Origin of the sequence: Moraxella sp. CTOTU47618 (assembly GCF_032017425.1) — a bacterium.
Taxonomy (GTDB): Bacteria; Pseudomonadota; Gammaproteobacteria; order Pseudomonadales; family Moraxellaceae; genus Faucicola; species Faucicola tetraodonis.
Window position 1 is genome coordinate 30,861 of sequence record NZ_DALZPW010000004.1, and the last position, 12,564, is coordinate 43,424.

The following is a 12,564-nucleotide window of genomic DNA, read 5'->3' on the forward strand; positions in this document are numbered from 1 at the left end:
TTCTCTTAAACTGTACCTGTAAATTTTGTCATCGTTGCTTCACCCTCGGCACTAATACCGTCTTTGATAATGACTTTTTTGACGGTTTTTAGCAAGATTTTCATATCTAACCACAATGATTGATGCTCAACATACCAAGTGTCAAGCTTGAACTTATCTTCCCAACTTAAACTATTGCGACCATTAACCTGGGCATAACCTGTCACCCCTGGACGCACGTTATGACGCTTGGCTTGTTCAGGGCTATATAAAGGTAAATATTCCATGAGTAAAGGTCTAGGACCAACCAAACTCATATCCCCTTTGAGCACATTCCAAAGTTCGGGCAACTCATCAAGGCTACTGGCACGCAGTTTTTTACCAAATTCTGTCAAGCGCTCGCTATCTGGCAGCGCGTTACCCTCTTTATCAGTCGCATCTTTCATGGTGCGAAATTTAATCATTTCAAACGGCTTGCCATGCAAGCCTGGACGAGTTTGACGAAATAGCACAGGTGAGCCCAGTTCTTTTTTGACTTTATACGCCGTAATAGCGAGTACAGGCGATAGTACCACAAGGGCAGAAGTAGAAGCGGCGATATCAAAGGCACGTTTTAGCATTTATACTCCTAAAATTTTTAGTAGTCGTTCATTAACTTTACGAGCATCAAATTTTTCTTGGGCTATTTTATAACTTTCTTCACCCATTGCTTGAATTTGCTCTGGATTTTCGATGAAATAAATCATTTTCGCGGCTAAGGCCTGCGGATTCCACTTTGGCACCAGAAAACCATTAACCCCATCAACCACTGTCTCTCGGCAACCAGGCACATCAGTGGTGATGATGGCACGCCCGACTGCCATCGCTTCTTGGGTACTGCGTGGCACACCTTCGCGGTAGTATGACGGCAATACAAAAACATGGCTATTAGCTATCCATTCAGACACATTATTCACCTGCCCCGGATATTCTATAATATTCGATTGGACTAATTCATCTAATTGAAATTTTGTCATTGCCCCGTGTGCGTGCTCATCAATACCACCTAACACTGTGAAAATAGCATTTGGATATATTTTTTTCACAAGTTTAGCAGCTTCGACAAAATCAAAAATTCCTTTTTCTCGTATCAATCGAGCAATAAATAAAAATTTTGTTTGAGATTCCAAACTAATCGGCTGATATGGATATTCTTTTAGATTCAAGCCAATGCCACCCAAAACCTCAATTTTTTTAACACCAATGTGGTGTGATTTTAATAAATCAATCGGGTCATCTGGGTTAAGAAAGATTACTTTATCGGCTAATGGCAATGCCAGATTAAATAGAGCCACTTGCACTCGTTGTACGATTTTGGCTTTTCTTGAGTAGCCATTTGGTTGCTCGGTAAAGGCAAAGCCTAAGCCTTCTATCATAGCGATTTTTTTAGGTACTTTAGCAAGTTTGGCAGCGAGTGTCCCATAGATGACAGGTTTGATAAAATAGCTAAGGACGATATCGGGCTGAATTTTTTTGATTTTTTTATAAAGACTTATCGTGTTAGATAAATCTTCATAAGGATTAAGACCGCCTCGGCTGAGTTTATAAAATACAGGGATCGCACCTAATAATGAAATTTTAGTAAGTTCTTTTTCATCACTATCTGAAGTGAAGGCGTAAACTTTACAGCCTCTATCAATTAAAGATAAAATTAAATCTTTACGAAAGGTGTAAAGACTAGAGGCAACAGTTCCAATAATAATAATTTTCATTTAATCCCCTGTTGTCGTTTCAAATTCAAGATATAAAAAAAGCTGATGTAAATAGCAAAATAATTATACATACGTAGTCTTACGGCTGTACCTAAATTGTCATTACCAATTAACCAGACACTTCCATAAATTACAAAAAATATTAACAAAAATCGTATAAAACTATCTGCCATTTTAATATTTTTAATTACATATTTCAGCATAATAAAAAAAGGGAAAGTTTCTATCAAAAGCAAAATCATAGCTAAGGGGTTAGTAACGTATAAACCAAAAAGCTGTCCAAATGTACTTAGAATAAAATTAGGGATAAACATTACAGGATTTGAGAAGTCCAACCCTAACGTAGAGCCACCGCTATCTTCATCAAAACCAGAACGATATTCTGTTAAACTATCAAAGATACCAATATAATTCGCTATAAACAATGCAAAGAAATATAAAACGGCAAATAAAAAAATACGTTTTTTTGTGAGCTTAATCTTCCATAAAACTAAAGCCATTAAAAATGCGTATCCTAGGTAAGGACGCAAAGCCAACAAAAATAAACCCATTAAAATTGCAAGTATATAAAAATAGGAAAAGGAAATAAGATTCGAACGACTTAAACATTTTTTCACAATTAAGCACCCCACCAAAAAGCAGAGCACCATAAATTCATCACGGTAAATATCGAATGCAAAGAAAAAAAGCGTAGGATATAATAGACACAGCAGAACACTATAAAGGTAATACTTCTGACTTTTTTGGAAATTAAGACCAGACAATTTAGCCACTAAAAAAGGAATTATAAATAAATTTGCAAACAAAAATAAATAAGAAATTCCATCACGAGAATAGAAGCCAAAATCATTAAGAAATCTCAAAATTACTGGCCAAAAATTTACAGCAATATCACCATAACCTAGAGCATAATTATGATAATAATTTGCGTCGCTACCACCACCTAGCCCAATAGAAAAATAATCACTTTTTATTAGAAAATAAGTAATGAGTTTTATACAAATTAATATAAATATGCAAATAAAAATAGCTTTATTTGAAATCTTACTCAAAAAAATCATGAATTAATTATTCCGGTATTTATCCAACCACTGCTCAGAGATAAGCTCTAAGTCAAATTTACTCTTTACATATTTAGCACCATTAATATTTTTAATAGGCCTGCTTATTGCTTTAATAATAGCATTTGATAAACTTTCACTATCTTTGGTAGGAACGATCTGACCATAAATATCTATAATTTCTTTAACACCACTTACATCTGTTGCTACTATTTGAACCTGACAAGCCATGGCTTCTATTAAAACTGTAGGTAGGCCTTCATATTTAGATGATAATACAAATAAATCTGCAGCACTCATTAAATCTGGTATGTCATTGCGTCTTCCTAGTAAATGAATATCTTGCTTCAAACCTAACTCATCAATAATTTTTTCAATTTCTGAACGTAGTTCCCCATCTCCTGCAATAATTAATTTAATATCTCTAACACTCTTATTTTTTAAAATTTTAAAAGCGTGCAATAAATTTGGATAATCCTTCTGCTCACTAAAACGTCCTACTGCTAGAATCAAATAAGAATTTATATTTAGATTAAGTTCATTCAGAATTTTATTTTTGGCTTCTGAGTTATAAAAAAACCTACTCAGATCTATTCCATTATATGTTGTGATGATATCTGAGCCTGGTACTGCTTTTTTTTCGATAAATGCTTGTACTGCTTCATTACTAACATTAGTAGTTAAATCAGCTAGATTATGTGTAAATCTGTACGCAAGCATTCTCAATCCCCCTCCTTCATCACTATTATGCGCAGTACAAATAAGTTTTTTTATAGGGGTAACTGCTCGAATAAGACGCGTAAAAATATTAGCGTGTACCATATGTGAATGAACAACATCTGGTTCAAAATTCTTAATTATTTTAGAAAGTTTAATATAAGCAAGAGGAAATAACAGCAAACTATTTAAATTAATTTTAATTAATTCAATTTCTTGGTAGCGAGGCTTTGTTAAAATATCACCAGTCAGATACGCAATTTTAACATCATTCCCTTTTTCATACATTTTATCTGCTAAATCACAAACTACTCGCTCTGCGCCACCTTGACCTAGTCCAGTAATTACATATAAAATTTTCATTAAAACCTACACAATTTCAAGCCAAAGATTTAATAAATTTTTCACATTAAATTTATTAGCATTCAAATATGCATTGTATGAATACTCAATATAATCATCTTTTGATAAAGACATCATTTTAGAAAGACTCTTACTCAATGCATCAATGTCTTCCCTTGGCACTAAATAACCATTTTTTCCATGTTGAATTAGATCAGAAGGACCACAATCACATTCGAAACTTACTACAGGCAAACCAAAAGCCTGTGCTTCTAAAATTACCATACCAAAACCTTCATAACGAGAACTTAAGCAAAATATTGAAGCTTGTTTATAAAATATCTCTATGTTTTTTGTAGCAGGAATTAATTCAACACTTGAATCGACATTTTCATTTTTAGCAAGCAATTCAAGGCTTTCTTTGTCTTCTCCGCTTCCAATTATCTTTAATACCCATTCAGTATGGTGATTTGATATTTTAGCCCAAGCTTTTATAAGTAAGTCAAAGCCTTTCTGCTCAGTTAATCGACCTGCAGCAACTATAACTTTTTCTCGTGTTGAATAACGGTCAATATTAGTATTTTCATAAGGATTGGGATTTGGAATTGTCACTAACTTTGAATTTATATTATTTTTCTTAATACCCTCTAACCATAGTTCTTTATCTCTATTAGTTAAAACCACTATCTTATCACAACATTTAGCTGCCCATTTGCGTCCGATATCACGATACTTTACTCCGAGATTGACATTAAAATTAAAATGCTCCCAGCATATATGTTTTATATTCAGGCCAATTAAAGCTGGTACTGTAAAAATACAGGAAATACTATCTACCACTACCAAAGTATCTATCTGATGCTGTGTAACAAACTTTCGAATGCGCCATACAGCACCAAAAAAGTTTTTTTTGAATGAAATTTTTTCGGGATAAAGTGAATATGTTTTAATACTCGGCACTAGCTCAAAAAAAGGCTGCTTTCCATCCACAAGACTTAAAATAGATACTTGAAAGTCTTTTTGGGCTAATGCATTGGCAATCAGCGTTGTTACTCTTTCTGTACCGCCAGAGTTGTTTAAATTACCAATAAGAAAACAAATTTTTTTCATTTTTTAATACCAAATTTTCTTGAATAAAAAATTGCACTGATAAAATATATTCCAAATAGAAAAAAAAATTTATTCCCGCGATTTACTATATATTTTTTATCAAATGATGATGTATATAATTGCTCTTTTAACACTTTCCATCTCTTATTTGCCACAAAAAAGCCCTCCGTTTCAAAGCTATCAGCTATATAGTTTTGCGCTAAAGATATAAAACTTGAGCTCAATTCGGGCTTATAGTTAAAAAAGCCTATTAGCTTCTCAGCAGCTCCCCCTATATCATCTATATTTTTTATAGATTTAGTGGCAGTAATTCCATTCGGATTAATTCTATAACCTATATATTCATTATTACAAAAATAAATATTTTTTGCCTTTAAATAAACATAAGGCGTAGTATAAGCATCCTCATAGTTCTTTCCTTCAGGAAATCTGATATCATCAAATAAATTTTTATTATAAACTCTTAACCATGAGAACCATGCAGATCTATTACACAGTTTTTTCCATATCTTTTGATCTATATTATAAAAGCCATCATCAAATAATTTCGGGAAAAAATTTGATGTATTGCCATTATCATCAAAGCGAATAGCTCTAAACTCAACAATATCCGGATTATGTTTCTTTATTATAGCCAAAATATCATTAAAAAAATCACCTTGAAGTACATCATCAGAGTCAAGAAACGCTAAATATCGACCTTTAGCATTATTTATTCCTGTATTACGAGCGCCACTAAGACCTCTATTTTCTTGACTAAGAATATGAAAATTATTTTTTATATTATCATTTAAATTTAAAATATAATTTTCTATCAGATTAATAGAATTATCTGGACTACCATCATTAACAATAATTACCTCAGTTGAACCATCTGTAGGAATAATCTTTACAATTGAATTTAAACATTCAATAATATAATTTTCCACATTATAAACAGGAACAATTAAACTTAAATTAACCATATAATTACTTCCTAAAAATACTTAGAAAAATAAGAAAAAAAACACCAAATTTATAAAATAAAAAATTGCCTCTATTTAACAGTAATTTTTTGTTCACATATTTATGATAATCAAGAAACTCATAATATGCTTTTATCATTGCAAAAATACCTTTTTTATCTTTTAAGTATGCTAAATAAGTTTGTAATGAAATTACATAAGATATAGAATAAAAATTATTGTTTCTTATTTCATTATAAAAATAATTTATTATAAATTTATAGCTATTAATATTTTTCTGAACATTCTTCGAAGAAGCTGAAAGTAGGCTGCCATTTACATTATATCTATAGTTATAAATTTTTTTATCAGAAAAATAAATGTTATCTAATCTAAGTACCAATGAAGATAAGAACACTGCATCCTCATGTATTTTATTAATAGGAAAATAAATTTGATTGTTTACTAAGATCGACTTTTTAACTACTTTATCCCATGCAGCAGCTTTATAAATTTTCTTTTCAATCAGATAATCTAGATCAGCTTCAAATTCTCCACTTTTGATTTGTAATGTTGGAAAAACTGTTTCTTTGATATTAACTTCTCCATCATCAAATTGAGTATGCCCAAAAATTATGAGATCTAATTCTTTATTTTGATTTATAATTTTATTTATTTCTTCTAGAGCAAGATCATAATTCCAGAAATCATCACTATCTAAAAATATTAGATATTCCCCTTGGGCATTATCAATACCGTAGTTTCTAGCATCCGATATACCACCATTTGGCTTGGTATAAACCTTTACTCTACTATCTGCTTTTTCGAATTCTCTTGCAATAGCTTCGCTATTATCTTTTGAGCCATCAATCACAATGATTAACTCAAAGTTTTTATAGGTCTGATTAAGTACAGACTTAATAGAGGATACTATATAATTTTCTACATTATACACTGGCATTACAATTGAAACTTTCTGCTGTAAATGCATGATTGTTCTCACTAACTTCTATCTATCAATAATAATATTTTTCAATGAAGGTAAATTAATTTTTAAATAAAAATTCATTAAATAATACTTTATTATACAATTTAGATTACTTAGTACTTTAATTAGCCATTTTTTGCTTCTTTAGTTTATGATGTAGCCAAATCCACCCTATAAATATGAAACCATGTTGATAAAAGTTATGATAGCCTTGACGTTGTATCAAATTTAGATCAACCCTATTTTCCAAATCTCTTAATGGAAAATAATTTTTCATTACTTGTAAAGGTTTCATGTTGAATTTGTTAACACTGTCAGTAATATAATCAGCTAAACAATATATATAAGTTATTGCATACAGCTTATTACTCAGTATTTTTTCATAGGAGTAGTTAATCACAAATTCATAACTTAATTTCTGTTTCTTTATATTACTTAGATTTACAGCTCTGAGACTACTTTCAGCATTACTTCGATAATAATAACTTACCATTTTAGAAAAATATAAGTTACGAGCTCTAATAATTACATCCGTCATAAATATAATATCTTCAAAATAAATACCTGGGATAAATCTTTTATCTGCAAATACTTCTCTTTTGAAAATATATAACCATGGGTACCAATTATGCTGATTAAAAATTCTTTGTTTTACTTCTTGAGTATTTTCAACATAACCCTCTTGATCAGATAAATAAATTCTAAAATTAGTATCGTTAGGTTTCCTTAGAAAACGCTCTGCTTCACAGCATATTACATCAGGTTGATAAGTATCAATTATTTCTACGACCTGTTTAAAATAATTTTCAGGTAAAATATCATCAGAATCTACGAAAGCCACGTAACTACCGATAGCAATATCTAAGGCGGTATTTCTGGCGACACTCTGCCCTTGATTTTTTTGACTAAGAACTTTAAATTGATTAGATTTAATTTTTGGCAAGTTTAAAATAATATCATCAAGTACTTTTTTTGAATTATCCGTTGACCCATCATCAACAATAATTACCTCAACTTCCTCAGTAATCTGACTTTTTATACTATTAATACACTCTACAATATAATTTTCAACATTGTACATTGGTATTACTAAACTTAATTTAATCCGTGACATCTTCCTACCTTATCTGTCATTATATTTTACTAGATTTCTAAAACCCTTTTTAACACTATTAATTAAAAATGTTTTATATTTCTTATTTAGACCAAATATACATGATATAAAAGTGTAATCATTTTTCTTAAGTAGAATTCATACTCATTCTCTATAATTAATTTAAAAATTTTTAAAGTTTTTTGAATAAGTACGTTATCGTACGCAGTAAAATTTTAATCATTAAGTTATTTAGCGCTCCTAAATCCAATTGTTTGCAATAGTATTTCTTTTGCCCTCAAAGGTTTATAAAATAGATTAATTATAAAGCTTGAAATAAACTCAGTGATAATAATTGCGTAAGCGCCGCCAATAACGCCATAAAGTCTTACGAAAATATATGTAAGTGGTACATTAATTACACAGGAAAATACCATCTTATTAGCTAAGAATTTATAACCCCCATATTTTAATGTCAATCTAAAGAAGAAAAAACCCATCACCGAAAAATAGTTTGCTAACAGTAGATAATAAAATATTTTAATTGAAGGTATAAACGCATCACCATATAATTTAGTAATAATGAATTTGCCAAAAAAGCTCAATATTATAATAATAAAAATACAAAAAATACTAATACTTCTAAATAATTTTACTGACTTTTGTATTGATTTTTCCTCATCCCTTTCATTGTAAATGCCTGATAGATAAGACATCATAAGAGTAACAGGTACAAAATACCAACAACCTGCTAGCGTTGAGGCAACTGCATAATACCCGACTTCTTTGGTACTTTCAAATGTAGCTAAAATTAAATTGGAGCATTGCGTATAAATTGTAACTGATAAGCTTGATAACACTAAAGGTGCACCAACCTTTAAAAAATATTTATAATAACTCACGAAATGGATACGCTTAAAGTTGCTACTTTGCAGTTTAATTTTAGAATTAAAAATTGCCTGTCTTAATAAAAAAGGAATAAAAGCAGAAAGAATTATTGGAATTGATAATAATTCAATAGGTAAGTCAAAATACACTAATAGGTATCTTAGAATCAAACTAATTAAGATACCAACTAAGTTTGCGATCACATTATACTTAGAAAGCAAAATCGCATCCAAATGAATAGCCCTAATATCGATTACGCCAATATAAACCGCTAAACACGTGGCAACAAAAAACACTGTATGTTGACCACTACCAAACAAATAAAACCAGCTTAGCGTTAAAATTGAGAGAGGGATATAAATACTGCTTATAATATAGATTGCATTTATAATCAATTGATCATTTTGATAAGATTTCTTGCTTGCCTGCTTAAAATAAATTTGATCGATGCCTAATATTGCTACCGCTCTTACAATAGCAAAAATAGTACCTGCAAGTGCTAGCTCTCCATATACCGAAGGCCCTATATATTTTGCCACTAAGGAAGTGACAAATATTAAGCCAAAAAAACTTATACCTTTTTCACTTACCATCCATAAAGAATTTTTTAATCGTTCATTTAATATCTTCTTTAGACTATTTTTCATTAGCGTTTCTTATCTTTATATAACGAGCCGTAAATACTATTTGCATTAATTAATTTACTTTGTAGTAAATACTTTAAGAACGTACGTTCAATGGACGTAATCTTGACAATTGGTAATCCATTGGTCTTCTCTTTATCTTTAAAAGCTAAATAACTATTAATCTTGATAGCCTTCCATTTCACATTTTCATGAATCAAAAAAGCATTATTTTCGCACTTTCGAAGATAAAAATTGTATTGAGTGGGATGGTTTAATAACACTAATTGGGCAGCTAAATAAGCCAAGAGATAATCAGGCCTATCTATAGATTGTAAAATTTGAGTATAATTTGGATGTTCCTTTAATTTAAAAAAATATTTTTTTGCGCCCATAGTCAATAAAGGCGCTAATGCCTCATACCATTTTTTTATAAATTCACTATTTGGCGGGGCAGCCAAAAACCAATTTTCTATAATCGGTCGAGAAAAATCAGTCGTTGATTTTTCACGATAAAAAGCAATCAAATCAAAATTATTAATATTATCAATTTGTAAAAACCAGGAAAGCGGTTTTAATAATATCGTAGTAATATCTAGCCAAATACCCCCATACTTATAAAGCAGCGCCAATCTAATTACATCACTTTTATTGGCAATAGGGATTTCAATATTTTCATCAAATACTAACTCATCTAAATATAAATTTAAATTCTTAAAAGTTACTAAATTTAATTGATATTCAGGATTATCAATTTCTATACGTTCTTTAAATAGATTAACCTCTGCAGGAATATTTTCACTATCCCAAAACATCCAAATTATTTTTGGTATATCAGCATTTTTTTTATTATTATTTTTAATGATAATATCTTTCTCTAATTGCTCATTATAAACTAGCTTAGAAAACTCATTAAAGTTAAATGTCATTTTCTCTTTTAAAAAAAGTGCGTATTCATATAGACCTAAATTTTTTAACAGTTGAGTTTTATTCATTGGGGTTAAACCATAGTAAATAGATAGACTTTTAGAAATGAATACATATTTCATTAAATTAGATAGGCTAAAACCATTAGTAATTTTCTATATTACAGATGCCTATTAGCTAGGGGTTAATTCTATTCCTATATCCCTCGACAAAATACTCAAATCTCTGTCTTAGCCAATATAAATCTTTTTCATTATTATATTGTTCAATGATAAGATCTATGAAATTATCAAGTTCAATCTTAGCAAAACTACGTTCTCTTGCTTGCATAATTAATGGATGCTGGGTCTTCTCTATATTATCCCCATCGATGATTAACTCTTCATACAATTTTTCACCGGGGCGTAAACCCGCAATGACAATTTCAATATCACCATTAGGGTGATGTTGGTCTTTAACTTTAAGTCCACTCAACGTAATCATACGTTTGGCCAAGTCCATAATCTTGACTGGCTCACCCATATCAAGCACGAACACCTCGCCACCATGTGCCATCGCACCTGCTTGGATAACAAGCTGGGCAGCCTCAGGAATAGTCATGAAATACCTTGTCACGTCTGGATGTGTCAGGGTGATAGGCCCGCCAGCTGCAATTTGCTTATTAAACAGCGGTACGACAGAACCTGATGAACCTAATACATTACCAAATCTCACCATACTGATAGTGGTTGTTGATTGGTCTGCAGCTATCGCTTGACAAGCTAACTCTGCCATGCGTTTGGTCGCGCCCATGACATTGGTTGGTCTAACGGCTTTGTCCGTTGAAATCGCAACAAAGGTTTCCACACCCGCACTGACTGCGCCTTTTAAAGTATTATAAGTACCAACAAAATTATTGACTACACCCTCGTATTCGTTACTTTCGACGATAGGGACATGTTTATAAGCGGCTGCATGATAGATGGTTTGAACCTTGTACTGGTTGCACAACAGTTCAATAAGTTTTTGATTGGTAACACTGCCTAGATGAACATGAAGTGGCGTCACAGTCGGTAGTTGCCTTTCCTGCTGCATATTTTTAGCAAGTTTTTGCAGTTCACTATGTATGGCATAAAGCGCATACTCCGACAGTTCAAATAATACCAAGGCTTTTGGTTGCTGCTTTAATATTTGGCGACATAACTCACTACCAATTGAACCGCCCGCCCCTGTCACCATCACAACTTTATCTTTGATGTTCTTGGCAAGCAGCGATGAATCTGGTTTAACCGTATTGCGTTGTAGCACATCTAGCACATCGACAGGCTTAATATCTGATAATTTAATTCGACCACTGGTGATTTCTTCCAAACTTGGAATTTCACTAATTTTAACTGGTACGTTTTCCAGTTGCTTGACAATACGCTCTTGGATATGACGCTGATGGCTAGGTAATACAAAAAATACATGATTAACTTCTAATTCTCTAATTAAAGACTCAAGGTTATCTTTAGGATAGACTTTAACCCCTAATACCCTAGCACCAATAAAATTATCATTGACATCGATAATCCCAACTATTTTAAATTGATGAGTTTGATGAAGTACATGCATCAAATCTTTCGTGATATGACCCACACCGTAAATTAATACATTTTCTTTTTTTTGTGTATAAAACTCAGGATGCAATGTTCTTGAAATAATAAATTGCAAAACAATTCGGCTATTCCATATCCATACATAAAGCAAAAAAACATGGATAGCGGTCGCTGCTCTAGGGATATCAGGCGTTACCCCTAAAAAAATCAGTATTTGACTAATTAATAGATAACCTAACAAAACTACGAGCGCCCAGCGCATACTCTCATCTTGAAAAACTCGAATAACATGCGAGTAAAACTTAGTAACCGCTAAAAAGATAACAGGTAAAGCGCCAAGTAGTATAATTGACAAGATATTGGTATGAAAATCAAATTTTGCATACCTTAGAGCAATCGCTAAAATCAAAGTAATAATAGATGCAATATAATCTATCACAAACAGGCTCACCACTTTTAGCCAGCGAGGCTGCTCAATCGCATTGGATAGTACAGTAAAAGCTAAAGGCGCTTTAGTAGCGTTAGTTGTATTGCTCATATAAAACCTAGTAGATGATAGGGCTA

At 31.5% G+C, this 12,564-nt stretch carries 11 protein-coding genes; all 11 read right to left on the minus strand.

Features of this window, described 5'->3' with window-relative positions; all coding sequences use genetic code 11:
* Positions 1 to 5: 5 nt before the first annotated feature.
* The 11 genes from RTS09_RS04770 to RTS09_RS04820 all read right to left on the minus strand — a co-directional run bounded on the left by RTS09_RS04770 (position 6) and on the right by RTS09_RS04820 (position 12,538).
* On the minus strand, positions 6 to 599 hold the full coding sequence (locus RTS09_RS04770; protein WP_312534790.1) for a sugar transferase: 594 nt from the start codon (positions 597 to 599) through the stop codon (positions 6 to 8).
* Positions 600 to 1,730 (minus strand): glycosyltransferase family 4 protein, encoded by a 1,131-nt coding sequence (locus tag RTS09_RS04775; RefSeq protein WP_312534793.1) that lies wholly within the window; start codon positions 1,728 to 1,730, stop codon positions 600 to 602.
* Entirely contained in the window at positions 1,727 to 2,791 is a 1,065-nt protein-coding gene (locus RTS09_RS04780; protein WP_312534794.1) for a hypothetical protein, read from the minus strand. Before RTS09_RS04780 ends, RTS09_RS04775 begins: the two co-directional genes overlap by 4 nt.
* 3 nt (positions 2,792 to 2,794) lie before the next feature.
* Complete coding sequence (locus RTS09_RS04785) at positions 2,795 to 3,871, minus strand: glycosyltransferase (protein ID WP_312534798.1); 1,077 nt, start codon at positions 3,869 to 3,871, stop codon at positions 2,795 to 2,797.
* 6 nt (positions 3,872 to 3,877) lie between these two features.
* The gene (locus tag RTS09_RS04790; protein WP_312534801.1) at positions 3,878 to 4,960 is read right to left on the minus strand and encodes a glycosyltransferase family 4 protein; all 1,083 of its coding nucleotides are present in this window, start codon (positions 4,958 to 4,960) and stop codon (positions 3,878 to 3,880) included.
* Entirely contained in the window at positions 4,957 to 5,925 is a 969-nt protein-coding gene (locus tag RTS09_RS04795) for a glycosyltransferase family 2 protein (protein ID WP_312534804.1), read from the minus strand. The genes RTS09_RS04790 and RTS09_RS04795 overlap by 4 nt, the downstream gene beginning before the upstream one ends.
* A 4-nt stretch (positions 5,926 to 5,929) precedes the next feature.
* Positions 5,930 to 6,895: a glycosyltransferase family 2 protein gene (locus RTS09_RS04800; protein ID WP_312534806.1), complete on the minus strand. Its 966-nt coding sequence runs from the start codon at positions 6,893 to 6,895 to the stop codon at positions 5,930 to 5,932.
* A 118-nt stretch (positions 6,896 to 7,013) separates the two neighbouring features.
* Positions 7,014 to 8,006 carry a glycosyltransferase gene (locus tag RTS09_RS04805; protein ID WP_050325745.1) on the minus strand — a complete coding sequence of 331 codons (993 nt, stop codon included), beginning with the start codon at positions 8,004 to 8,006 and terminating at the stop codon, positions 7,014 to 7,016.
* A 227-nt stretch (positions 8,007 to 8,233) separates the two neighbouring features.
* On the minus strand, positions 8,234 to 9,520 hold the full coding sequence (locus tag RTS09_RS04810; RefSeq protein WP_312534809.1) for an oligosaccharide flippase family protein: 1,287 nt from the start codon (positions 9,518 to 9,520) through the stop codon (positions 8,234 to 8,236).
* On the minus strand, positions 9,520 to 10,491 hold the full coding sequence (locus RTS09_RS04815) for a glycosyltransferase family 32 protein (RefSeq protein WP_312534812.1): 972 nt from the start codon (positions 10,489 to 10,491) through the stop codon (positions 9,520 to 9,522). Before RTS09_RS04815 ends, RTS09_RS04810 begins: the two co-directional genes overlap by 1 nt.
* A gap of 109 nt (positions 10,492 to 10,600) precedes the next feature.
* Complete coding sequence (locus RTS09_RS04820) at positions 10,601 to 12,538, minus strand: polysaccharide biosynthesis protein (protein ID WP_312534814.1); 1,938 nt, start codon at positions 12,536 to 12,538, stop codon at positions 10,601 to 10,603.
* Positions 12,539 to 12,564 lie beyond the last annotated feature (26 nt).